The sequence below is a fragment of the Oceanibaculum nanhaiense genome (genome assembly GCF_002148795.1).
Classification (GTDB): domain Bacteria; phylum Pseudomonadota; class Alphaproteobacteria; order Oceanibaculales; family Oceanibaculaceae; genus Oceanibaculum; species Oceanibaculum nanhaiense.
The window spans coordinates 109,348-130,695 of sequence record NZ_MPOB01000007.1; the positions used below are offsets into that span (position 1 = coordinate 109,348).

Sequence of the window (21,348 nt, forward strand, 5' to 3'; positions counted from 1 at the left end):
GGTTCAGCCCTGGCTGGTGATGGCGGCGGCGCCGAAGCCGATCAGCAGCGCGCCGGCGAAGCGGTTGATCCAGGGCAGCGCCGTGTCCGGTATCCGCCCGCGGATTGCCGTCACGACACCGGACAGCAGCACCCACCACAGGGCGGAGCCGACAAACACCCCGACCGCCAGGGCGACCGACTGGCCGGTCTCGCCGCCGGCATGCATCAGCCCCAGCCCGGCGAAGATCGCGATGAAGGACAGGATGGTCATCGGGTTGGTGAGGGTCAGCGCGTAGGTCGTGGCAACCTCGCCCGCCAGCCCCAGCTTCCCGCCGGGAGAAAGGAAGGGGAGGCCGGGGCGCTTCGGCGCCGGCCCGGTATCGGGATAGATCAGGAAGGCCTTCACGCCGAGCAGGATCAGGAAGACGCCGCCGCCGATTTTCAGCACATCCTGCCAGAGCACGAAGAAATCCATCACCGACACCAGCCCGAAGGCGGCGATGGCGCCATAGGTGCCATCCGCGAGCGCGGCGCCCAGCCCGACGGCAAGCCCCGCCGGCAGGCCGCGCTTCAGCGTGCGCTGGATACACAGTGCGCCAATCGGGCCAACGGGAGCGGCGATCGCGAAGCCGACAGCCAGTGCCTTGTAGAAGAAAAGCAGATCCATTGAGGGTCCGATCGGGTGCTGCCGGCTGATTGTTTTCGCGGTGGCTGTGGAAAATGTTGATGAAACTGTGGATGGAAAGTAAAGTAAAAAAAATATCCTTAAAACCAAACTCCCCAGATAATATGGCTTTCGATTCGGAAAGTGTTCTAGACAAGGTTGGGTGGCAACTCCTGCGTGCTTTGCAGGAAGATGCCCGTTTATCCTTCAGCGAGCTGGGACGCCGCGTGGGTTTATCCTCACCCGCCGTGGCCGAACGCGTGCGCCGCATGGAGGATATGGGCATCGTCGCCGGCTATCGCGCGACCATCGACCCGACGCGTCTGGGCTTTCCGACCCTGGCCTTCATCCATCTGCGGTTGAACGGCGATCAGTATGCCCGTGTCGCCGCGATGGCCCGCAATCTCAGCGAAGTCATCGAATGCCACCATGTCACCGGCATGGACTGCTTCCTGTTCAAGGTGCTGGTGTCTTCCCCGGCGCATCTGGAGGCGGTGATCGCCCAGCTGCGCACCTTCGGCCAGACCAGCAGCTCCATCGTGCTGTCCTCGCCGGTAAAGAGCAAGATGCTGTTGTCCGGGCCCAGCGTGCGCATCGAACCTTGAGGCCGCGTTAAAGAATCCAGCGCGGACGACTTGACGGGGCTGGCGGGAACGGCTACAAACCGCGCTCCCCGCGCCGGATCACCGGCTCGGAACGCTATTTGTGGGGCGGAAGCCCGATCAACCGTCAGGGCTTGCCCTGCCTTAGGAATTCGGAGACGAGATATGGCGAAACGCTGCACGATCACCGGCAAGGGCGTGCTGGTCGGCAACAACGTCAGCCACGCCAATAACAAGACCCGCCGCCGGTTCCTGCCGAACCTGCAGGAAACCTCGCTGCTGTCCGATGTGCTTGGCATGGTGCGTGTGCGCCTCAGCACCAACGCGATCCGCACCATCGAGAAGAATGGCGGCATCGACGCCTATCTGCTGAACGCCCGCGCGACCGCGCTGACCACCGAGGCGCGTCAGCTGAAGCGCCGCGTGGTGAAGGCGATGGAGAAGAAGCAGGCCGCCTGATAAGCGCCGCTTCCAGAGAGATGCGAAGGCCCGCTCTTGCAGCGGGCCTTTTGCTTTTGGGGCTCAGCAGGCTTCCGGGTCGCGCATCCGGGTCAGGCGCTGGCTGCCCAGCAGCGCGAATTTCAGGGTCAGCGCCTTGCGGCGCGCCGGCGCCAGGCGCGTCTCGGGCGCATCGCGCAGGATTGCCGCGCCGAAGCGGTCGGCGACGATCAGTCCGGGCTCGCCGGGCAGGATGTCGTGCGGGAAGCCTTCACCCACGGCGAAGAAGAACCGGTCGCAGAAGTCGAGATAGTCCCGCCATTTGCGGTCGCTGCGGAAATCCTGCACCGAGGATTTCACCTCGACCACGGCAATACCGCCATCCGGCGCCAGCGCCATTACATCGACCCGGCGGCCGGTGCGCAGTGTTACTTCCGTCAGCGTGCCATAGCCGTGGGCGGCCAGCAGCCGGCAGGTGCCGCGCACGATGTCGCCGGCAAGGAGAGGGCTGGCAAGGGGCGGGTAGGGGCTGGCCGCCAGGTCGCTCATTGCCGGATCCCCTTGGCACCCCGCAGGTCGCATTCTTCGAGATTGGCGCCGCGCAGATCGGCGTCGGTGAAATCGGCGTCCTGCAGGTCGGCCCCCGACAGATCGGCATTGCGCAGCACCGCCTTCACGAAGCTGGCGTTGCGGGCGACGGCCTTGCGCATGTCGATGCCGGACAGATCAGCCTCGATGAATTTCGCGTGCTCCAGCTGGCTGGTCCAGAACTGGGTCACCGCGCCGAAGATCGGCACCGGGTTCATCTTGGCGGCGACCAGCCGGGCGCCGGTCAGGTTGGCGCGCTTCAGATTGACCCCGCGCAGATCGGAGCGCGACAGGTCGGCGCCGCGCAAATCGGCGAACCCCATATCGGCCATCAGCAGCTCGCATTTCTGCAGGTCGGTATTGGCGAGCACCGCGAATTCGAAGGCGCCGGCGGAGAAGTTCAGCTCCGCCAGCTTCATGCCGCTGAGATCGACCCGCGTCAGGTTGGCGCGCTTGCCCTTCTTGCCGGCGGTGCGGATCCAGTCGAAATGCTGGCGGACCAGGGTTTGCAGCGTAATGTCCAGCGTATCGAAATGCACCGGCTTCAGCGCGTTCTGGAAATTGGCGGCGCCGTAATCGACGGTGCCGAACACGGCCCCGGCCAGATCCGCACCGGCGAAGGATGTCTCGCTCAGGATGGCGCCAATCAGGATCGCGCCATGCAGGATGGCGCCGTCGAAGGTCGCCTCCGTCAGGTCGGCCCCTTCCAGGTTCGAGCCGGTGAGGTTGGAGTTGCTGAGGTCGGCGCGCACCAGCTTCACATTGCGCAGGATGCAGTCGGTCAGGTCGGTCTGCACGATGAAGGCATTCGACATCTTGGCGTTCGACAGGTCGGCGCGCGCCATGATCGCAGAACCGACATCGGTGGTGCGCGCATGCTGGCCGATGCCGACCAGATTGCCCTTCTTGTCGGGGCGCATCAGCAGCCCGTCGCGCAGGTCGCATTCGACCATCATGGCATCGGTCAGGTCGGCGCCGCGCAGATGTACGCCGCGCAGATCGGTGCGGGTGAGGTTGGCGCCGCGCAGATTGGCCTGTGTCAGGTCGGCGCCGAACAGGCAGGCCGCGCGCAGATTGACGCCCTCCAGAACGGCATGGTGCAGCCGCGCGCCCGACAGGTCGGCGTTGGACATATCGCGCTCCGAGAAATCCAGATAGGACAGGTCATGCAGCAGGAAGTTTGCGCGCTGTCCACCCATGCGGCCGCCGATGAACTGCTCATGCAGGTCGAGCGCGCGGTCGAGCTCCTGCTGGGTCAGCCGCTTCCACTCGAAGCCGCCATCATTGTCCGCTGATGGTGTCGTCTTCATGCGCGTTCCAGGCGAACTTTCATGAAGCCAGACTGGCGCGCTTCTGTGGCTTTGTCGAGGCGCCTCAGCCTACAGGGTTAGGGCCTACAGGGTCTGGGTCTAGAGGGTCTGGGTCTAGAGGGTTTGGGCCGCCGCCATGATCTGCATCCCGCCCTCATAGATCATCGCCAGCGCCACATAGAGGATGATGACGAGGCCGACATAGGCGATCCAGCGATAGCGGTTCAGCAGATTGGCGATCAGGCTGGCGGCCAGCCCCATGAAGGCAACCGACAGGATCAGGCCGATCACCAGCACTTCCGGGTGTTCGCGCGCCGCCCCCGCGACCGCCAGCACATTGTCCAGCGACATCGAGACGTCGGCCAGCACGATCTGCAGGGCGGCCTGGGCGAAACTCTTGCGCGGCAGTTCCGGGGCGGTTTTGCTCGCCGGGTCCTGGGAACTGCCATCGGCGCTGTCCAGCGCCGCATTGGCGGCGGCCACCTCGGCCGCGTGGCCGGCGCGCAGCTCGCGCCACATCTTCCAGGACACCCACAGCAGCAGGATGCCGCCGGCGAACAGCAGCCCGATCACCTGCATCAGCTGGGTGGTCATCAGCGCGAAGACGATACGCAGCACGGTCGCCGCCGCGATGCCCAGCATGATGACCTTCACGCGCTGGTCTTTCGGCAGGCCAGCCGCGGCGAGGCCAACGACGATGGCATTGTCGCCGGCCAGCACGATATCGATCATCAGCACCTGGAAGAAGGCGCTCAACAGGTCCGGCGTCAGCCAGTCGAAGCCCAGCATGGGAAGGGGTCTCTAAGCGGCGGGAGGCCCTTACATCGCATGCCGGCCCCTTCTCTACAAGTGGGGCGCTACCAACCGATCGCCGCGGGCAGCCAGGTCGCGGTCTGCGGCATCAGGAAAACGATGGCAATGCCGATCATCTGCAGCAGCACGAAGGGCACCACGCCGCGATAGATGTCGCCGGTGGTCACGCCGGGCGGGGCGACGCCTTTCAGGAAGAACAGTGCCCAGCCGAAGGGCGGCGTCAGGAAGCTGGTCTGCAAATTCACGCAGATCAGCGTGCCCAGCCACACCAGATTCACGTCCTGCGCGATGAAATAGGGCAGGAACAGCGGCACCGCGATGTAGCTGATCTCGATCCATTCCAGGAAGCAGCCCAGCACGAACAGCAGCAGCATCAGGAAGATCAGGCTGCCGGTCACGCCGCCGGGCGCCCAGTCGAACATGTGCTCGACCAGCTTCTCGCCGCCCAGCCCGCGAAACGCCAGGCCGAACACCTGCGACAGGATCAGGATCAGGAACACCATGCCGGAAATCGACAGGCTGGACCGTGCCGCATCGCGCAGCAGCGCGTAGTTCAGCTTGCCGGAGACGGCGCAGACGATGATCGCCCCCAGCGCCCCCATCGAGGCCGCCTCGGTCGGTGCGGCGACGCCGCCGATGATCGCCCCCAGCACGGCGACCACCAGCAACAGCGGCGGCAGCACCACCTTGAACAGCTTGGCGTAGAGCTGCCGGCGTGGCATTGCCGCGCGCTCCTCGGCGGAGATTGCCGGGGCGTGGGCAGGCCGGAAATAGGCGGTGGCGAGGATATAGAGCACATAGAGCCCTGCCAGGATCAGGCCGGGGAACACGGCGGCGGCGAACATGGTGCCGACCGATTCGCCCAATATATCGGCCAGCAGCAGCAGGATCAGGCTGGGCGGAATGATCTGCCCCAGCGTGCCCGAGGCGCAGATCGTGCCGCAGGCCAGCCCCTTGTCGTAGCCGCGCCGGAGCAGCGCCGGCAGGGTCAGCAGGCCCAGCGTCACGATGGTCGCACCAACAATGCCGGTGGAGGCCCCCATCAGCACGCCGACCAACACGATGGCGATGCCCATGCCGCCGCGCATCGAGCCGGAGAGATGGCCGACAACGTCCAGCAGTTCCTCCGCCAGCTTCGATTTTTCCAGCATCACCCCCATGAAGACGAAGAGCGGGATGGCCAGCAGCGTGTAGTTCGAGACCACGCCGAAGATGCGCGCCGGCAGCAGATTGAACAGCAGCGGGCCGAAGCCGATATAGCCGAACACAAAGCCGGAGACGGCGAGCCCGACCGCGACCGGCACGCCCACCATCAGCAGGGTGAAAAAGGAGACGACCGTCAGGATCGCCAGGATCTCGTTCGGGGACATGGTGGCCCTTGAAAGGTAGATCAGGGGAGAAGGGGGTCAGCGGGAGGGGGTGAGCCTGAGGACAGCTTTCAGCGTTTCCGCCAGTGCCTGCAGGCACAGCACGGCGAAGCCCAGCGGGATCAGCCCCTTCAGCAGGAAGCGGTGGGGGATGCCATCCGGGTTCGGTGAGCCTTCGCCCATATTGTAGGATTGCAGCACGAAGGGGATCGACAGCTTCACCAGCAGGGCGGCGATCACCGCCATCGCAAGGCCGGAGACGATGTCGATGGCAAGGCGCAGGCGCGCGGGAAAGCGCTGGTACAGCCCATCGACACGCAGCGGCTCGCCGTTCAGCAGGGCGTAGGACATGCCGAACAGCGCGATCGGCGCGATCAGGTGCCACTCCAGCTCCTGCAGCCAGATCGCACCGGTGTGCAGGAAATAGCGCACCAGCACATTGCCGGCGACCAGCAGCACCAAGGCGATGCTGATCCAGGCGGCGAGGCGGCCGAACAGCTCGACCACGAGGTCGAGCCGCCCGGCCAGTTTCGCCAGCGTTTGTTTTTGCTGTGCGGTCATGGGCCTCAGCTGCCGAGGGCAGCGCTCTGGAAGGCACCTTCGCTAAGCTTCGCCCATTTATCGTGCTTCTTCTTGAAGCCCATATAGCTGTCATGGACCTTCTTGGTCAGCGGGTCTTTCGCCGCCTCGGCCGCCAGCGTGTCGTAGGTGGCTTCCTTCAGCCGCGCGATGACCGCGTCGGGCAGCGGCTTGGCGGTGACACCGTCCTTCTCCACCAGCTCGGTCAGCGCCTCGCCGTTCACCGCTTCGCTCCAGGTCAGGCTTTCCAGCACGCAGGCCATCGAGGCGACCTTCACCATCTCCTTCAGATCGGCCGGCAGCTTCTCCCAGGCCGCCAGGCCGATGATCAGCTCGCCGGTGGTGGCGGGTTCGTGCCAGCCGGTGGTGTGGTAGAACTTGGCCGCCTTCTGCAGGCCGAGGCGGCGGTCCTGGAACGGGCCGACGAATTCCGCCGCATCGATCACGCCGCGCTCCAGCGCCGGGAAGATTTCGCCGCCGGGCAGCAGTCGGGCATCGACGCCGAGCTGGCCATAGACCTTGCCGGCCAGGCCCGGAATGCGCATGCGCAGGCCCTTCAGATCCTCGACGGTCTCCACCGGCTTGCGGAACCAGCCGGTCATCTGCACGCCGGTATTGTTCATCGGGAAGGCGACCATGTTGAAGGGCTTATAGACCTCCTGCCACAACTCCATGCCGCCGCCGTGATACAGCCAGGCCATGTGGCCCTGGAAGCTCATGCCGAAGGGCACGGTGGTGAAATACTGTGCGGCGAACACTTTGCCGGACCAGAAATAGGAGTTGGCGGCGTTGCTCTCGACCGTGCCGGCGGCGACCGCGTCGAAGCCCTCCAGCGCCGGGATCAGCTCGCCTGCCGCGAAATGCTGGATCTTCAGCCGACCGCCCGACATGGTCTCCAGCTTCTTCGCCATGTCGGTCGGGCTGCCCGGGCCGACGACATAGAACGGCGCGTTCGGGCCATAGGCGTTGGTCATCTTCCAGGTGATGCTGGACTGTGCCCGCGCGACGGTGGGGGCGGCGAGCGCGGCGGTCGCGCCCACCGTGCCGGCAAGGCCGGCCTTGATGCCAGCCTTGATGAAGGAACGGCGTTCCATGTGAAGTGCTCCTCTGTCCGTCTGTTTTGCTTGGGAGCCTCGCAACGAGGCTTCGCCGTACAAACTGCAAGCCGCGTGCCATTGGTAGGACCAGCGACAAAAGGACAGAAGATCAGGAGGTTAGGTGGCAATAGCGGGCCGGACGACGCGGGCCTATATGCGCGACTGGCGATGAAAGCGTGGGCAATGCCGCGCTGCGCTGCACAATTTCGGGGCTAATACGCCATCCAGCCGCCATCGACCATGAGGTTCTCGCCGGTCACATAGCTGGCATCGTCGGAGGCGAGAAACAGCGCGGCACTCGCCACATCGTCGGGCGTGCCGAGGCGCGGCATCGGCGTGCGCGATTCGGAATAGGCGAGGATCTCGGGAGCGACGGCGCGGCCGGTCTTGCCGGTCAGAATCTTGCCCGGCGCCACGGCGTTGCACAGGATGTGGTGCTTCGCATAATCCACCGCGATCTGCCGCGTCATATAGACCAGGCCGGATTTGGACACGCCATAGGCGATGTCGTTGGGGGCGGCGACCATGCCGTGCTGCGAGGTGATGTTCACGATCCGCCCGCGCACGCCCTGCACGATCTCCTGTGTCAGCATCTGCCGAACGGCGGCGCGCGCCATCAGGAACGGGCCGGTCAGATTCACCGCCATGACGCGGTTCCAGTCGCCCAGCGGCGTGTCGGTCAGGGGCGTGTCGGTGCCGATGGCGGCATTGTTCACCAGGATGTCCAGCTTGCCGAAGGCGGCCACGGCGGTATCGACCGCTGCCTGCGCCTGGCTTTCGTCGGAAACATCGGTGGCGACGAAGCGCACGGGATGGCCACCAGCCTCGATCAGCGCGCGAGTCGGCTCGCCGCCCTCGCGCACACTCTCGGACAGGTCGGCGATGACGATGGCGGCCCCTTCGGCGGCGAAGCGCCGGGCGATGGCCCGGCCAATGCCGGAAGCCGCTCCGGTGATCAGCGCCACCTTGCCGTCCAGCCTGCCCATGTCCCTGCCTCCTATACCCGCGTGCCCTACGCCTTCCTGCCGGTCAGCTTGCCAATCGTGCCGGTGGTGCTGAAGCCTTCCTCAAGCGTCGCCAGCACGATCCTGCCGCCATAGGATTGCACGATCTCGGCGCCGACAACGGTGTCCACGGTGTAGTCTGCGCCTTTCACCAGCACGTCGGGGCGCAATGTCTCGATCAGGTGGATCGGCGTGTCCTCGGCGAAGATCACCACCATATCGACGCTGGCCAGCGATCCCAGCACGGCGGCGCGCGCGGCTTCCGACTGCACCGGCCGGTCCTCGCCCTTCAGCCGCTTCACAGAGGCATCGCTGTTGAGGCCGACCACCAGCCGGTCGCAGGCCTTGCGGGCCTGCGCCAGCAGCGAGACATGGCCCGGATGCAACAGGTCGAAACAGCCGTTGGTGAAGCCGATCTTCAGGCCATGCGCGCGCCAGCCGCGCACCGTCTCGGCGGCGCTGGACAGCGGCAGGGTCTTGCGGTCCATCGACATCAGGCTGGTGGCGTGCTGCGCGTTCAGGATTTCGCCCGGCGTGGCGACGGCGGTGCCGGCCTTGCCGACGACGATGCCGGCGGCGAGGTTGGCCAGTTCCGCCGCGCGTTCGACCGGGATGCCGGCGGCCAGCGCGGCGGCCAGCAAGGCGACCACCGTGTCGCCGGCGCCCGATACGTCATAGACCTCGCGCGCGGCGGCCTTCAGATGCAGCGGCGGGGCGTCGGCCTGAACCAGCGTCATGCCGTCCTGGCTGCGCGTCACCAGCACCATGGCGACGTCGCAGGTCTCGATGATCTTGCGGGCGGCTGCCTCCACCTCGTCGTCGGTGCCGGCTGGCAGGCGGCTGGCCTCGGCCAGTTCCTTGCGGTTCGGCGTCAGGATGGTGGCGCCGCGATAGCGCCCGAAATCCGCCCCCTTGGGATCGACAATGATGGGCCGGCCGGCGGCACGCGCCATCTCTATCAGCCGGGTGACGACCGCATCGGTCAGCACGCCCTTGCCGTAATCGGACAGGATCAGCCCGCCGCTGGTCGCCAGATCGGTCTCGGCGCGCGACAGCAGATCGGCGACATTGGCGGGGGAGATCGCGGCCACCAGCTCGTCATCGGCGCGCAGCAGCTGCTGGCCGCTGGCGATGTAGCGGCGCTTCACCGTGGTGCGGCGGTTCTCCTCGAACAGCAGCTGCGCCTCGATCCGGGTTTCCTCGCCGACCAGCCCGATCAGCATGCGGCCGGCCTCGTCGCGGCCCAGCACGGTCAGGAAGCAACTCTCGGTGCCCAGCGCTGCCAGGTTGCGCGCCACATTGCCGGCACCGCCCAGCATTGCCTGCTCGCGCTGAATCTGCAGCACTGGGATCGGCGCTTCCGGCGAGATGCGGTCTACGCTGCCATAGATGAAGCGGTCCAGCATGGCATCGCCGACGCACAGCAGACGGGCGCCGGCGATACGCTCCAGATCGGCGGTGAAATCGGTGGTTTCCTCGGTCATCCGACCAGCCCCAGCTTCTGTTCGATGGCGCCGCACAACATCTGGCCCAGCGTGATGTGCATCTCCTGGATGCGCGCGGTGGTCGAGGACGGCACGATCAGCAGCGGGTCGGCAAGGCCAACCAGATCGCCGCCATCCTTGCCGCTGAGCGCCGCCGCGCCCGCGCCGATGGCTTTCGCCGCCTGCAGCCCCTTGATGACGTTGGCGCTGCGCCCGGAGGTGGAGATGCCGATCACCATGTCTTCCTTGCGGCACAGCGCCTCGATCTGCCGGGCGAACAGCTGCTCGAACCCCAGATCATTGCCGATGGCGGTCAGCGCCGAGCTGTCGGTGGTCAGCGCCAGCGCCGGGATCGCCTTGCGGTCGGTGATGTAGCGCACCGACAGTTCGGTCGCCAGATGCTGCGCGTCGGCGGCGCTGCCGCCATTGCCGAAGAAGATCAGCTTGCCGCCGGCCTGGACGGAAGCACAGCACGCCTCGACCAGCGCCGCGAAGGGTTTCGCCAGCGCATCGCGCGTCGCCGCCGTGACGTCCGCATGCTCCGCGAATTCCGCCGCGTAGAAGGATGCAAGATCCATTACCGCCCCGTTCGGGTTAAGGAGTTCCGAATTCAGACTGTGGCGGTTTCCCTAGCACAATTCTCCCGGTACCAGCGATAGGTCTGTTCGATTCCACGGCGCAGATCGATGGCGGGATACCAGTCCAGCGCCGTGATGCGCGTGATGTCGAGGCGCTTTTCCGGCGTGCCGTCGGGCCGGGATGGATCGAAGTGGATGGCGCCGCGATAGCCGACGATGTCCGCGATCAGCTCTGCAAGCTCGCGGATAGAGATGTCGCTGCCGCTGCCGATATTCACCGGCATCGCGTCCGAATAGCCGCGCAGCATGGCGAGGCAGGCCGTTGCCAGATCGTCGGCATGCAGGAAATCGCGGCGCGGCGTGCCGCTGCCCCAGACCGTCACATCCGGCGCGCCTGCCTCTTTCGCCTCATGGAAGCGGCGCAGCAGCGCCGGCAGCACATGGCTGCTCTCCGCATCGAAGCGGTCGTGCGGGCCATAGAGGTTGGTCGGCATCGCTACGATGGCGTCGAACCCGTGCTGCCGGCGGTAGGCCTGGCAGAGTTTCAGCCCGGCGATCTTGGCGATGGCATAGGCCTCGTTGGTCGGCTCCAGCGCGCCGCTCAGCAGCGCCTCCTCGCGGATCGGCTGCGGTGTCAGGCGCGGGTAGATGCAGGAGGAGGCGAGATAGAGCAGTTTCGCCGCCCCGTGCCGCCAGGCGGAGTCGATGACATTGGCGGCGATGCGCAGATTGACCGACAGGAACTCGGTCGGAAAGGCGGCATTGGCGGCGATGCCACCCACCTTCGCGGCGGCGAGGATGACATGGCTGGGCCGTTCGGCGGCGAAGAAGCGCTCCACAGCGCGTTCGTCGGTCAGATCAAGGTCGGCATGGGTGCGCAGGATGAGGTTTCGGTAGCCCACTGCCTCCAGCCTGCGACAGATCGCCGATCCGGCCAGCCCGGTATGGCCAGCCACGTAAATCCGGCTGTCCGGTCCCGGCATGGCTCAGGCGGTCATCAGCCGTGGCGCGGGCTGGGCCGCCTGGACCGGCTGCAGCCCGAGGCGGGCGAGGTCGGCTTCCATCATCTCCGCGATCAGCGCCTCGAACCCGATGGTCGGGCGCCAGCCCAAAAGCCGCGCCGCCTTGCCGGCATCGCCGCACAAATGATCGACCTCCAGCGGGCGACGACAGGCAGGATCGGCCACCACATGCCGCCGCCAGTCCAGTCCGGCCTGGCCGAAGGCGATCTCCAGCAATTCGCCGATGGCATGCGACTGGCCGGTGGCGATGACGAAATCCTCCGGCTCCTCCTGCTGCAGCATCAGCCACATGGCGCGCACATAATCGGCGGCGTGGCCCCAGTCGCGGCGTACGGACAGATCGCCCAGCGCCAACCGGTCCTGCATGCCGGCGGCGATGCGGGCGGCGGCTAGCGTCACCTTGCGGGTGACGAAGTTTTCGCCCCGGCGCGGGCTTTCATGGTTGAACAGGATGCCGTTGCAGGCGAACAGCCCGTAGGCGTCGCGGTAGACCGCGGTGGCGTTATGCGCGGCCAGCTTGGCCACGCCATAGGGACTGCGCGGGTGGAAGGGCGTGTCCTCGTTCTGCGGCGGCGGCGACGCGCCGAACATCTCTGACGATCCGGCCTGATAGAACCGCACCTGCCGCCCGCTGGCCCGGCAATGCGCGTGCAAAGCTTCCAACACCATGGCCGTGCCGGTGGCGATCACCGCCATGGTGCGGGCGGGCTGCACGAAGGACAGGCCGACATGGCTCTGGCCGGCGAGGTTGTAGAGCTCGTCCGGCTGCGTCTCGTCAATCAGGCGGCGCAGGAAGCCGGCGTCCAGAATATCGCCCTCATGCAGGAAGAAACGGCGTTCCGTCTCGTCGCTTTCGGCCAGCAGAGGCGCGAGGCGCCAGATGGCGCCACCCTCGATGCGCCGCGCCAGACCATGCACGGTATAGCCCTGTTCCAGCAGGAATTCCGCGAGGTAGGACCCGTCCTGACCGGCCACGCCGGTGATCAGGGCGGTCTTCATGGCTCAGGTCCGGGGCAGGGGATGATTCATAAGAGTAGTATAATAAAAAAATATTCTATTAAAAGAGAGAATCGACACTCAATATACGCCAATGACGTAGGTTCCGATTGACGCACCCTGGCTACATAAGCATCATTGAAACACCGCGCTTTATCGCGGATGCAAAGTCGCGCCTGAGCAGCGATGAGAGAGACGCGCTGATCGTTACGCTTGCCCGCAATCCGGCAGCCGGTGTTTTGATCGATGGCGGTGGCGGTCTCCGCAAGCTCCGCGTGGCGACCGGTGGGAGGGGAAAAAGTGCGGGCGCGCGGGTGATCTATTATTTTTATGATCACACAGTGCTGGTTTTCCTGCTGACGGTATTTGCGAAGAATGAAAAGGCGGATCTAAGCAAACGCGATCTCGCAATTTTGGCCAAGAGCTGCAAGGCGCTGGCATTACGATATGGTCGGTGAAATGGGTAAGGACGCTTTCAATCGCATCATGGAAGGGCTGGAAGACGCGCTGGCCTATGCTGATGGAGATAAGTCGCGCGGGCGGGAAACGCGGATCGAACTGCCAATTCCGGATGTCGCGGTGCTACGTGCGAAACTTGGTTTTACCCAGCAGGAATTTGCCAGCTACTGCAAGGTTAGCGTTCGGACGATCCAGAATTGGGAACAGGGGCGCCGCCTGCCTGAAGGGCCGGCGCGCGTTTTGCTGACGATTATCGACAAAGAGCCTCAGGCCGTTCGCCGGGCTTTAGAGGCCGCCTAACCCCGTTCCAGCGCCTGCGGCTTGGGGCCGCCGGTCGCCCAGTCCAGCAACTCGACCGTATGGAGGATGGGGATGTCCGTGGCGCTGCCGATCTGCGTCATGCAGCCGAGATTGCCGGCGGCGATGATATCGGGCTGCGTCCGCTCGATATTCGCCAGCTTGCGGTCGCGCAACCGCTTGGCGATTTCCGGCTGCAGCATGTTGTAGGTGCCCGCCGAGCCGCAGCAGATATGCCCTTCCGGCACGTCCTTCACGGTGAAGCCGGCCTGGGTGAGTAGCGCCTGCGGCAGGGTCTTGATCTTCTGGCCGTGCTGCATCGAGCAGGCGGAGTGGTAGGCCACAATCTGGCCGGTCTCCACCGAGGGGGAAGCCAGGCCCAGCTCTTCCATCAGCTCGGTCACATCCTTCGTGAGAGCCGAGACCCTGGCGGCTTTTTCCGCCCAGTCCGCATCCTCGCGGAACATGAAGCCGTAATCCTTCACCGTGGTCCCGCAACCCGAGGCGTTGATCACGATGGCATCCAGCCCCTCGCCCTCGATCTCGCGGGTCCAGGCGGCGATGGTGGATTTGGCGAGGGCATGGGCGCTGTCCTCGCGGCCCATATGATGGGTCAAGGCACCGCAGCAGCTTGCCCCAGCCGCCACCACCACTTCGCAGCCATGGCGGGTGAGCAGGCGGATGGTCGCCTCGTTGATGCCGGGTGCGAGCACCGGCTGGGCGCAGCCCGACAGCAGCGCCACGCGCTTGCGGCGCGGCCCCTGCGCGGGAAAGGTCTGCGGTCGGTCCACCGGGGAGGGGCTGGGGATCGCCTTCGGCGCCAGCGCCAGCATCGCTCCGAGCCTTCCCGGCAGGACATTGCGCAGCGGCCTTGCCAGCCAGGCGCCGATCAGCGCGAGGCGGAAACGGTCCGGATAGGGCAGCAGATTGGCCAGCAGTGCGCGCATCGCGCGGTCGAGGAAGGGCCGCTTGTAGGTCTTCTCAATATGGCTGCGCGCGTGATCGACCAGATGCATGTAATGCACGCCGGACGGGCAGGTGGTCATGCAGGACAGGCAGCTGAGGCAGCGGTCGATATGCTTCGCCACCTTCTCGGTCGCCGGGCGGTCACCTTCCAGCATCTCCTTGATCAGGTAGATGCGGCCGCGCGGGCTGTCCAGCTCATCCCCCAGCAGCACATAGGTCGGGCAGGTCGCGGTGCAGAAGCCGCAATGCACGCAGGACCGCAGAATATCGTTGGCAACGGCGATGTCCGGGTCGGCGAGCTGCGCCAGGGAGAAATTCGTCTGCATCTGGCTTACACCCCCGGATAGAGCCGGCCGGGGTTCAGCACCCCGCGCGGATCGAACGCATCCTTCACCCGCCGGCTGATGGCGGCGAGGCCCGGTTCCTGTGGCTGAAACATATCGATGGCGGTGCGCACATCCGCGGATGCCCGGATCAGCGTGGCATGGCCGCCGCCGGATGCCGCCACGGCGGCGCGCACGGTCCCGGCATGGGCGTCGGGGACGGGCGGCATGCCCAGCCAGACCAGCCCGCCCTGCCAGTCAAGATAATGCACCGCGCCCGGCGCGGCGGCAGTGATCGCGGCGGCGACACCGGCGCCTGCCATCGGCGCCACGGAAATCCGCCAGAGCTGCAGCTCCGGTCGGGCGACGAAGGGTGCCACATCGGCCAGCTCGCGCCACAGTGTCTTCGAGTTATGTGTGTGCAGCTCCTCGGTCGGGCCGAGACTGCCGAGCAGGGTGCGCAGTTCGCGGCAGCGATGCTCGACCGACGGGCCTGGCCCCTCGACGCGGATCGCGGTCACCGACGCGCCGGCCTCGCGCAGATAGGAGACGGCGGAGCCGCCCGCGATGTCGGCGGGCAGATGCGCGGCGCTGGCGACCTCGTGCGGACTGCCCATCGCCAGCGCCATGGCGCGGGTGGCGGCGGCACCGTCGAGGCCGAGCACCAGCACCGTATAGGTCTTCTCCGGTGCCGGCAGCACCTTGAAGGTCAGTTCCGAGGCCACGGTCAGAGTGCCATGGGAGGAGCAGAACAGCTTCGGCAGATCGTAGCCGGTGACGTTCTTCACCACCCGGCCGCCGGCCTTGTAGATTTCGCCGCGCCCGCTGACACCCTTGAAGCCCAGTATATGGTCGCGCGCAGCACCTGCCTTCAGCCGGCGTGGACCGGCGATGTTGCAGGCGAAGATGCCGGCGATGCTGCCGGCACCCGCCTTCTGGCCCAGCAGCGGCCCCCAGTCGCCGGGCTCGAAGGCCAGCTGCTGGTTCTTTTCCGCCAGCGCCGCCTCGATCTCGGCCAGCAGCGTGCCGGGGCCGGCGCTCATCACCAGCTCGTCGGCTTCGTACAGGCTGATGCCGCTGAAGCCGCTGGTATCCAGCGTGTGGCCGGCCTGCACCGGGCGGCCCAGGCCGCGCTTCGTGCCGCGTGCGACAATCTCCAGCGGCTGTTCCTCACCCACCGCCCAGGCGACGGCGTCGCGCAGCTGCTCCAGCGTTTCGGGGCGCATCACATCGCTCATGACCGGGGCCTCAGAAGCGCGGAAGGTCGGGGAACGGCAGCTGGCCGCGATGGATATGCATGCGGCCCAGCTCGGCGCAGCGGTGCAGCTGCGGGAACACCTTGCCGGGGTTCAGCAACCCGTCCGGGTCGAAGGCGCATTTCAGCCGCTGCTGCTGCGCAAGGTCGATCTCGGTGAACATGGCCGGCATCAGGTCGCGCTTCTCGACGCCGACGCCATGCTCCCCGGTCAGCACCCCGCCGACCTCGACGCACAGCCGCAATATGTCGCTGCCGAACTCCTCCGCCTTTTCCAGCTCGCCCGGCTTGTTGGCGTCGTACAGGATCAGCGGATGCAGATTGCCGTCGCCGGCATGGAACACATTGGCGACGCGCAGCCCGTACTGGTTCGACAGTTCGGTCATGCGGGCCAGCACCTCGGGCAGGCGGCCGCGCGGGATGGTGCCGTCCATGCAGTAATAATCCGGCGAGATGCGCCCGACCGCCGGGAAGGCGGCCTTGCGCCCGGCCCAGAAATTCAGCCGCTCGGCCTCGCTCTCGCTGACCCGGTTATAGACCGCGCCATGGTCGGCGGCGATCGCGGCCACGCGCTCGATCAGGTAATCGACCTCGACCGCCGGCCCGTCCAGCTCGACGATCAGCAGCGCCTCGACATCGCGCGGGTAGCCAGCATGCACGAAATCCTCGGCGGCGTGGATCGCAGGCTTGTCCATCATTTCCATGCCGCCGGGAATGATGCCGGCGCCGATGATGGCACCGACGCAATTGCCGGCACTCTCGCTGGTCGGAAAACCCAGCAGCACGGCGCGGGCGACCGCCGGCTTCTGCAGGATGCGCACGGTCACTTCCGTCACCACCCCCAGCAGCCCTTCCGAGCCGATGACCGCGCCCAGCAGGTCATAGCCTTCCGAGTCCAGGTGCTTGCCGCCGATGCGCACCACCGTGCCGTCGATCAGCACCATCTCCACGCCCAGCACATTGTTGGTGGTGAGGCCGTATTTCAGGCAGTGCACGCCGCCGGAATTCTCCGCCACATTGCCGCCGATGGTGCAGGCGATCTGGCTGGACGGGTCGGGCGCGTAATAGAAGCCCTGCTCCTGCACGGCGGTGGTGATGCCCAGATTGGTGACGCCCGGCTGCACCACGGCGCAGCGGTTTTCATAGTCGATATCGAGCACGCGGTTGAACTTGCCCAGCCCCAGCAGCACGCCATCGGCCAGCGGCAGCGCCCCGCCGGACAGCGAGGTGCCGGCCCCGCGCGGCACCACCTTCACCTTGTTCTCGTGGCAGTAGCGCAGCACGTCGGCAACCTGCGCGGTTGTCGAGGGCAGCACGACGATCATCGGCAGGGTGCGGTAGGCGGTCAGCCCGTCGCTCTCATAGGGCTTCATTTCCTCGGGCGCGTCGATCACGCCCTCGCCCGGTACGATGGCGCGCAGCGCGGCGACAATCTCGCCCCGGCGGGCCAGCGTTGCCTTGTCCGGTTCCGGCATCTGCATGGCTACCCTCCCTCAACCCATATTGGTAATACCAGTTGGGTCTTCCCTTGTCATCCTGCATACAGCCAGGCGACGCCGGGGGCAATGGCGCGGTGGGGGAAGGCATAGCCACCACAAACGAAAACCGCCGGCCCTTGCGGTACCGGCGGTTTCGTGAATAGCGGCAGAAGCCGCGACCAAGCCTTCAGGACTTAACCCTGGCGGGCCTTGTAGCGCGGATTCTTCTTGTTGATCACATACAGGCGACCCCGACGACGCACGATGCGGCAGTTCTTGTCGCGCTGCTTGACCGACTTCAGCGAATTGACGATCTTCATCGCGGCAATCCTTGTATGTCGAATGGAAGGAGGCCGGGAACATACGGACCGCAATCCCCCCTGTCAACGGCGGATCGACGGATTCCCGGCGGAAACGATTCCGGGCGGATCGGCTACCGCTTTACCGCGCTCGGTTCACGGTGTCATTATAGGCCGTGGTTCTGACGTTCTTGACACCCTCAACGCCGGAAACCGCCCTGCGGGGCGAGCGGCTTTATCTGCGCCCGCCGCGTCGGCGCGACTGGCGGCAATGGGCGGAATTGCGCGCGCTCAGCCGCGATTTCCTGACGCCGTGGGAGCCGACCTGGGCGGGCGATGCGCTCAGCCGCTCCGCCTATCGCCGCCGCCTCCAGCGCTATGCCGAGGAGTGGGAGCGCGACGAGGGCTACGCCTTCTTCCTGTTTCGCAAGGATGACGACCAGCTGCTGGGTGGCATCACGCTGGGCAATGTCCGGCGCGGTGTCGCGCAGTGCGGCAGCTTCGGCTACTGGATGGGCGTGCCGTTCGCCGGCCAGGGCTATATGACGGACTCGGTGCGGCTGGGCCTGCGCTTCGCCTTCGGTACGCTGGGCCTGCACCGGGTGGAGGCGGCCTGCCTGGTGCATAACGAGGCCAGCCGGCGGGTGCTGGAAAAAACCGGTTTCATCCGGGAAGGGCTGGCGCGCGGTTATCTGAAGATCGACGGCGCCTGGCAGGATCATCTGCTCTACGCCATCCTGCGCGAGGATCTGCGGAACAGCCTGCCCCAGAGCGTTTAGGCCCTGCCTGCCTCGCCCGATAGCATGCTGGGCTCGACGCCGATCTTCGCCATGGCACGCTCCCATTTGTGGTCGAGGTCGCCGGCATCGAAAACCAGCGCATCGTCGGCATCGACGCTGAGCCAGCCATTCTCCTGAATTTCGGTGTCGAGTTGCCCCGGCCCCCAGCCGGCATAGCCCAGCGCCAGCAGCGAGCGGCTGGGACCGCCGCCATCGGCGATGGCGCGGAGAATATCGATGGTCGCGGTCAGCCCGAAGCCGTCATCGACCATCATGGTCTCCTCCTGCCGGTATTCCGCGCTGTGCAGCACGAAGCCGCGACTGGTCTCCACCGGCCCGCCGAAATGAATCTTCTTGTCCGGCTCGGTCCGCGGCGGCGACAGGTTCAGCTGCGCCATCAGGTCGGTGAAGGTCAGCGTGCCGATCAGCCGGTTCACCACCAGGCCCATCGCACCCTCCTCATTGTGCGCGCACAGATAGATCACCGCCCGGGCGAATCGCGGGTCACGCATTGTCGGCATGGCGATCAGCAGCTTACCCGTCAGGTAGCCATCGTCGCCGTGCGGGTCGTGTCTGTCGTCGAAGCTCATCGGCGTCTCGTCGCAGGCGTCAGAATATCGTCACTATATTTAGGGGCGGCGGTCAGGTAAATCACGTCCTGCCGTTACAGGCTGGCGCAACTGGATTTCGCCGGGCATTGCGTTATAGTCTCGCACGAATGCCGGCGACGTTCCGCATTTCCGCCGCGCAATGATGAAAATCCAGAGAAGGGATGACGTCCGATGACGATCAAGGTTGGCGACAAGATTCCGTCCGTGACGCTGCAGGTGAAGACCGCCGACGGCATCAACGAGGTGTCCACCGACGATTTCTTCAAGGGCAAGAAGGTCGTGCTGTTCGCCCTGCCGGGTGCCTTCACCCCGACCTGCTCGGCCAAGCATGTGCCGGGCTTCGTCGAGAAGGCCGCCGAGCTGAAGGGCAAGGGCGTTGACACCATCGCCTGCCTGTCGGTGAACGATGCCTTTGTCATGGACGCCTGGGCCAAGGACCAGAAGAGCGACGGCAAGATCGTCATGCTGGCCGATGGCAGCGCTGCCTTCACCAAGGCGGTCGGCCTGGAGCTGGACCTGGTGGCACGCGGCATGGGTGTGCGCTCGCAGCGCTACGCCATGGTCGTGGACGATGGCAAGGTGAGCCGCCTCGAGGTCGAGGAGCCGGGCGCCTTCCAGGTTTCCAGCGCCGAGAACATCCTGGCGAAGTTGTAAGCTTTCCAGTTTTGAATCGGGAAAGGCGCCGTTCGCGGCGCCTTTTTCGTTTCTGCCGCATAATGCCCTGTACACGACGTGCGGTACATGACCGCTCGCTTGTGAAGGGCCAGGGCAGGCCTTATAGTCGCGTCCGTTGTGCAACGCAGCAATGGGGAGTCCGATGTCGCTTGAGGAGAGGCGCGGCGCTTATATCGACGAGCTGGCGGTCGGCCAGACCGCGAGTTTCAGCAAGACCGTAACGGATGCCGATATCGTGCTGTTCGCCGGTATTTCGGGCGACACCAACCCGGTGCATCTGGACGAACAATATGCCGGACAGACCGTGTTCCGCGGCCGGATTGCCCATGGCCTGCTGTCGGCCAGCCTGCTGTCGGCGGTGCTGGGGACCAAGCTGCCGGGGCCGGGCTGCATCTATCTCAACCAGACGCTGAATTTCAAGGCGCCGGTGCGCATCGGCGACACGGTGACTGCCCGCGTCACGGTGAAGGAAATCTTCCCGGACAAGAACCGCGTGGTGCTGGAGACGGTCTGCCATGTCGGCAACAAGGCGGTGCTGGATGGCGAGGCGACGGTGATGGTGCCCGCCCGCGCCGAGGCGGCGGAGTAGGACATTACGACGCGCCGGGAGGCCGTCCGCATAAGAGTCTGTTGATCTTGCCGGCCAGATTGGCCAGCTTACAGGCCGCTTTCGTGAAACAATACAGGCAGGGCCATGCGCATCTGGCGTGACCTCGCGGCGATTCCGGCGGCCGAGCGCGGCGCAGCCATCGCCATCGGCAATATGGACGGGGTGCATCTCGGGCACCGCGCGCTGATCGACCGCGCGCGCGCCATTGCGTCCGAGCGCGGCCGCCCCGCCGCCGCGCTGACCTTTGAGCCGCATCCGCGGCTGCTGTTCCAGCCGGACGCTGCCCCCTTCCTGCTGTACGGGCCGGAGGAGAAGCTGGCGCTGCTGGCCGGGACCGGGCTGGACGCCGCCTATGTACAGATTTTCGACCGGGCGCTGTCGCTGCTGCCGGCGGCAGAGTTCGTCGAGGAGATTCTGGTGCGGAAATTCGGCGTCAGCCATGTGGTGGTCGGCGAGGATTTCCATTTCGGCCACAAGCGCGGTGGCGATGTCGCGCTGCTGGGCGAACTGGGCGCGCAGCATGGTTTCGGCGTGACCGCGCTGGCCCCGGTACCGGCCCCCGATGGCGGCGTGTGCTCCTCCAGCCGCATTCGCGCGCTGCTGGCCGAGGGAAGGCCATCCGAGGCGGCGGCGCTGCTGGGCCGCTACTGGACGCTGCACGGCATGGTCGAGCGCGGCGACCAGATCGGCCGCAGGATCGGCTTCCCGACCGCGAATCTCCGCCTCGGTTCAGTGCTGCACCCGGCGCGCGGCATCTATGCGGTGGAAGCGCAGATCGACGGGCACGGCCCCTGGCACGCGGGGGCGGCGAATTTCGGCATCCGCCCGACGGTGGCCGACCGCGGCGACCTGATGGAGGTGCATCTGCTGGATTTCACCGGCGATCTCTATGGCAGGCGGCTCGGTGTGCGGCTGGTCGATTATGTGCGGCCGGAGAAGAAGTTTGACGGGCTGGACGCTTTGCAGGCACAAATCGCGCTCGATTGCCGCGTGGTGCGGGAAAGGCTTGCCGCCGCCGGGCCGCGCGGGGCCGCCGCTGCCGGAACCTGAAACCGGAAACCGATCGGGCGCCA

25 protein-coding genes are annotated in these 21,348 nt (G+C 66.0%); 8 read left to right on the forward strand and 17 right to left on the reverse strand.

Annotated elements, in window-relative coordinates:
- Positions 1-3 precede the first annotated feature (3 nt).
- Complete coding sequence (locus BKM74_RS13775; protein ID WP_086466284.1) at positions 4-648, reverse strand: LysE family translocator; 645 nt, start codon at positions 646-648, stop codon at positions 4-6.
- A gap of 122 nt (positions 649-770) precedes the next feature.
- Here BKM74_RS13775 and BKM74_RS13780 point away from each other — a divergent pair, with 122 nt between their 5' ends.
- Positions 771-1,250: an Lrp/AsnC family transcriptional regulator gene (locus BKM74_RS13780; RefSeq protein ID WP_086466285.1), complete on the forward strand. Its 480-nt coding sequence runs from the start codon at positions 771-773 to the stop codon at positions 1,248-1,250.
- 162 nt (positions 1,251-1,412) lie between these two features.
- Positions 1,413-1,706 carry a 50S ribosomal protein L28 gene (gene rpmB, locus BKM74_RS13785; RefSeq protein WP_086466286.1) on the forward strand — a complete coding sequence of 98 codons (294 nt, stop codon included), beginning with the start codon at positions 1,413-1,415 and terminating at the stop codon, positions 1,704-1,706.
- Between the two features lie 63 nt (positions 1,707-1,769).
- Here rpmB and BKM74_RS13790 read toward each other — a convergent pair whose 3' ends face one another.
- The 11 genes from BKM74_RS13790 to gmd form a co-directional block, all read right to left on the reverse strand.
- Complete coding sequence (locus BKM74_RS13790) at positions 1,770-2,234, reverse strand: MmcB family DNA repair protein (protein WP_086466287.1); 465 nt, start codon at positions 2,232-2,234, stop codon at positions 1,770-1,772.
- Positions 2,231-3,583, reverse strand: a complete 1,353-nt coding sequence (locus BKM74_RS13795; RefSeq protein WP_086466288.1) for a pentapeptide repeat-containing protein — start codon at positions 3,581-3,583, stop codon at positions 2,231-2,233. The genes BKM74_RS13790 and BKM74_RS13795 overlap by 4 nt, the downstream gene beginning before the upstream one ends.
- 114 nt (positions 3,584-3,697) lie before the next feature.
- Positions 3,698-4,372 (reverse strand): TerC family protein, encoded by a 675-nt coding sequence (locus BKM74_RS13800; RefSeq protein WP_086466289.1) that lies wholly within the window; start codon positions 4,370-4,372, stop codon positions 3,698-3,700.
- A gap of 68 nt (positions 4,373-4,440) precedes the next feature.
- Entirely contained in the window at positions 4,441-5,766 is a 1,326-nt protein-coding gene (locus tag BKM74_RS13805; protein ID WP_086466290.1) for a TRAP transporter large permease, read from the reverse strand.
- Positions 5,767-5,802: 36 nt separating this feature from the next.
- Positions 5,803-6,324: a TRAP transporter small permease subunit gene (locus tag BKM74_RS13810; protein ID WP_086466291.1), complete on the reverse strand. Its 522-nt coding sequence runs from the start codon at positions 6,322-6,324 to the stop codon at positions 5,803-5,805.
- 5 nt (positions 6,325-6,329) lie between these two features.
- Complete coding sequence (locus BKM74_RS13815; RefSeq protein ID WP_086466292.1) at positions 6,330-7,436, reverse strand: TRAP transporter substrate-binding protein; 1,107 nt, start codon at positions 7,434-7,436, stop codon at positions 6,330-6,332.
- A gap of 215 nt (positions 7,437-7,651) precedes the next feature.
- A complete protein-coding gene (locus tag BKM74_RS13820) occupies positions 7,652-8,425 on the reverse strand; it encodes an SDR family NAD(P)-dependent oxidoreductase (RefSeq protein WP_086466293.1) in 774 nt (257 codons plus the stop codon).
- 26 nt (positions 8,426-8,451) lie between these two features.
- Complete coding sequence (gene rfaE1, locus BKM74_RS13825) at positions 8,452-9,927, reverse strand: D-glycero-beta-D-manno-heptose-7-phosphate kinase (protein WP_086466294.1); 1,476 nt, start codon at positions 9,925-9,927, stop codon at positions 8,452-8,454.
- Positions 9,924-10,505 (reverse strand): SIS domain-containing protein, encoded by a 582-nt coding sequence (locus tag BKM74_RS13830; protein ID WP_086466295.1) that lies wholly within the window; start codon positions 10,503-10,505, stop codon positions 9,924-9,926. The genes rfaE1 and BKM74_RS13830 overlap by 4 nt, the downstream gene beginning before the upstream one ends.
- A 32-nt stretch (positions 10,506-10,537) precedes the next feature.
- Positions 10,538-11,488 (reverse strand): GDP-L-fucose synthase family protein, encoded by a 951-nt coding sequence (locus tag BKM74_RS13835; protein WP_086466296.1) that lies wholly within the window; start codon positions 11,486-11,488, stop codon positions 10,538-10,540.
- A 3-nt stretch (positions 11,489-11,491) separates the two neighbouring features.
- Positions 11,492-12,526 carry a GDP-mannose 4,6-dehydratase gene (gmd, locus tag BKM74_RS13840; protein ID WP_086466297.1) on the reverse strand — a complete coding sequence of 345 codons (1,035 nt, stop codon included), beginning with the start codon at positions 12,524-12,526 and terminating at the stop codon, positions 11,492-11,494.
- A 107-nt stretch (positions 12,527-12,633) separates the two neighbouring features.
- On the opposite strand from gmd, the gene BKM74_RS13845 reads away from it, so the two are divergent.
- Together BKM74_RS13845 and BKM74_RS13850 are read left to right on the forward strand one after the other, a co-directional pair.
- On the forward strand, positions 12,634-12,981 hold the full coding sequence (locus BKM74_RS13845; RefSeq protein WP_245825940.1) for a type II toxin-antitoxin system RelE/ParE family toxin: 348 nt from the start codon (positions 12,634-12,636) through the stop codon (positions 12,979-12,981).
- Entirely contained in the window at positions 12,971-13,282 is a 312-nt protein-coding gene (locus BKM74_RS13850; protein WP_086466298.1) for a helix-turn-helix domain-containing protein, read from the forward strand. The genes BKM74_RS13845 and BKM74_RS13850 overlap by 11 nt, the downstream gene beginning before the upstream one ends.
- On the opposite strand, the gene glcF is transcribed toward BKM74_RS13850, so the two are convergent.
- From glcF to ykgO, 4 genes are all read right to left on the reverse strand, one after another.
- A complete protein-coding gene (gene glcF / locus BKM74_RS13855; RefSeq protein WP_086466299.1) occupies positions 13,279-14,571 on the reverse strand; it encodes a glycolate oxidase subunit GlcF in 1,293 nt (430 codons plus the stop codon). The two genes, BKM74_RS13850 and glcF, sit on opposite strands and share 4 nt — an antisense overlap.
- A gap of 5 nt (positions 14,572-14,576) precedes the next feature.
- Positions 14,577-15,806: an FAD-binding protein gene (locus BKM74_RS13860; protein WP_086466300.1), complete on the reverse strand. Its 1,230-nt coding sequence runs from the start codon at positions 15,804-15,806 to the stop codon at positions 14,577-14,579.
- Positions 15,807-15,816: 10 nt separating this feature from the next.
- A complete protein-coding gene (locus tag BKM74_RS13865; protein ID WP_086466301.1) occupies positions 15,817-17,304 on the reverse strand; it encodes an FAD-linked oxidase C-terminal domain-containing protein in 1,488 nt (495 codons plus the stop codon).
- Positions 17,305-17,495: 191 nt separating this feature from the next.
- Complete coding sequence (gene ykgO, locus BKM74_RS13870) at positions 17,496-17,621, reverse strand: type B 50S ribosomal protein L36 (RefSeq protein WP_086466302.1); 126 nt, start codon at positions 17,619-17,621, stop codon at positions 17,496-17,498.
- 155 nt (positions 17,622-17,776) lie between these two features.
- Between ykgO and BKM74_RS13875 the strand changes: the two genes are divergently transcribed.
- Positions 17,777-18,379 carry a GNAT family N-acetyltransferase gene (locus BKM74_RS13875; RefSeq protein ID WP_086466303.1) on the forward strand — a complete coding sequence of 201 codons (603 nt, stop codon included), beginning with the start codon at positions 17,777-17,779 and terminating at the stop codon, positions 18,377-18,379.
- Here the strand turns inward: BKM74_RS13875 and BKM74_RS13880 are convergent.
- Positions 18,376-18,969: a YqgE/AlgH family protein gene (locus tag BKM74_RS13880; RefSeq protein WP_086466304.1), complete on the reverse strand. Its 594-nt coding sequence runs from the start codon at positions 18,967-18,969 to the stop codon at positions 18,376-18,378. The two genes, BKM74_RS13875 and BKM74_RS13880, sit on opposite strands and share 4 nt — an antisense overlap.
- A 192-nt stretch (positions 18,970-19,161) precedes the next feature.
- Here BKM74_RS13880 and BKM74_RS13885 point away from each other — a divergent pair, with 192 nt between their 5' ends.
- The 3 genes from BKM74_RS13885 (at position 19,162) to BKM74_RS13895 (ending at position 21,325) form a co-directional block, all read left to right on the forward strand.
- Positions 19,162-19,644, forward strand: coding sequence for a peroxiredoxin (locus BKM74_RS13885; RefSeq protein WP_086466305.1), 483 nt, complete (start codon positions 19,162-19,164; stop codon positions 19,642-19,644).
- Positions 19,645-19,807: 163 nt separating this feature from the next.
- Positions 19,808-20,254: a MaoC family dehydratase gene (locus BKM74_RS13890; protein ID WP_086466306.1), complete on the forward strand. Its 447-nt coding sequence runs from the start codon at positions 19,808-19,810 to the stop codon at positions 20,252-20,254.
- 105 nt (positions 20,255-20,359) lie between these two features.
- Positions 20,360-21,325 carry a bifunctional riboflavin kinase/FAD synthetase gene (locus BKM74_RS13895; protein WP_086466307.1) on the forward strand — a complete coding sequence of 322 codons (966 nt, stop codon included), beginning with the start codon at positions 20,360-20,362 and terminating at the stop codon, positions 21,323-21,325.
- Positions 21,326-21,348: the final 23 nt, after the last annotated feature.

What these genes read in the sequence shown, in the direction of transcription:
- BKM74_RS13775 (WP_086466284.1), bottom strand. Translation starts at nt 648, where the DNA reads ATGGATCTGCTTTTCTTCTACAAGGCACTGGCTGTCGGCTTCGCGATC.
- BKM74_RS13780 (WP_086466285.1), top strand. Translation starts at nt 771, where the DNA reads ATGGCTTTCGATTCGGAAAGTGTTCTAGACAAGGTTGGGTGGCAACTC.
- rpmB (WP_086466286.1), top strand. Translation starts at nt 1,413, where the DNA reads ATGGCGAAACGCTGCACGATCACCGGCAAGGGCGTGCTGGTCGGCAAC.
- BKM74_RS13790 (WP_086466287.1), bottom strand. Translation starts at nt 2,234, where the DNA reads ATGAGCGACCTGGCGGCCAGCCCCTACCCGCCCCTTGCCAGCCCTCTC.
- BKM74_RS13795 (WP_086466288.1), bottom strand. Translation starts at nt 3,583, where the DNA reads ATGAAGACGACACCATCAGCGGACAATGATGGCGGCTTCGAGTGGAAG.
- BKM74_RS13800 (WP_086466289.1), bottom strand. Translation starts at nt 4,372, where the DNA reads ATGCTGGGCTTCGACTGGCTGACGCCGGACCTGTTGAGCGCCTTCTTC.
- BKM74_RS13805 (WP_086466290.1), bottom strand. Translation starts at nt 5,766, where the DNA reads ATGTCCCCGAACGAGATCCTGGCGATCCTGACGGTCGTCTCCTTTTTC.
- BKM74_RS13810 (WP_086466291.1), bottom strand. Translation starts at nt 6,324, where the DNA reads ATGACCGCACAGCAAAAACAAACGCTGGCGAAACTGGCCGGGCGGCTC.
- BKM74_RS13815 (WP_086466292.1), bottom strand. Translation starts at nt 7,436, where the DNA reads ATGGAACGCCGTTCCTTCATCAAGGCTGGCATCAAGGCCGGCCTTGCC.
- BKM74_RS13820 (WP_086466293.1), bottom strand. Translation starts at nt 8,425, where the DNA reads ATGGGCAGGCTGGACGGCAAGGTGGCGCTGATCACCGGAGCGGCTTCC.
- rfaE1 (WP_086466294.1), bottom strand. Translation starts at nt 9,927, where the DNA reads ATGACCGAGGAAACCACCGATTTCACCGCCGATCTGGAGCGTATCGCC.
- BKM74_RS13830 (WP_086466295.1), bottom strand. Translation starts at nt 10,505, where the DNA reads ATGGATCTTGCATCCTTCTACGCGGCGGAATTCGCGGAGCATGCGGAC.
- BKM74_RS13835 (WP_086466296.1), bottom strand. Translation starts at nt 11,488, where the DNA reads ATGCCGGGACCGGACAGCCGGATTTACGTGGCTGGCCATACCGGGCTG.
- gmd (WP_086466297.1), bottom strand. Translation starts at nt 12,526, where the DNA reads ATGAAGACCGCCCTGATCACCGGCGTGGCCGGTCAGGACGGGTCCTAC.
- BKM74_RS13850 (WP_086466298.1), top strand. Translation starts at nt 12,971, where the DNA reads ATGGTCGGTGAAATGGGTAAGGACGCTTTCAATCGCATCATGGAAGGG.
- glcF (WP_086466299.1), bottom strand. Translation starts at nt 14,571, where the DNA reads ATGCAGACGAATTTCTCCCTGGCGCAGCTCGCCGACCCGGACATCGCC.
- BKM74_RS13860 (WP_086466300.1), bottom strand. Translation starts at nt 15,806, where the DNA reads ATGAGCGATGTGATGCGCCCCGAAACGCTGGAGCAGCTGCGCGACGCC.
- BKM74_RS13865 (WP_086466301.1), bottom strand. Translation starts at nt 17,304, where the DNA reads ATGCAGATGCCGGAACCGGACAAGGCAACGCTGGCCCGCCGGGGCGAG.
- ykgO (WP_086466302.1), bottom strand. Translation starts at nt 17,621, where the DNA reads ATGAAGATCGTCAATTCGCTGAAGTCGGTCAAGCAGCGCGACAAGAAC.
- BKM74_RS13880 (WP_086466304.1), bottom strand. Translation starts at nt 18,969, where the DNA reads ATGAGCTTCGACGACAGACACGACCCGCACGGCGACGATGGCTACCTG.
- BKM74_RS13885 (WP_086466305.1), top strand. Translation starts at nt 19,162, where the DNA reads ATGACGATCAAGGTTGGCGACAAGATTCCGTCCGTGACGCTGCAGGTG.
- BKM74_RS13890 (WP_086466306.1), top strand. Translation starts at nt 19,808, where the DNA reads ATGTCGCTTGAGGAGAGGCGCGGCGCTTATATCGACGAGCTGGCGGTC.
- BKM74_RS13895 (WP_086466307.1), top strand. Translation starts at nt 20,360, where the DNA reads ATGCGCATCTGGCGTGACCTCGCGGCGATTCCGGCGGCCGAGCGCGGC.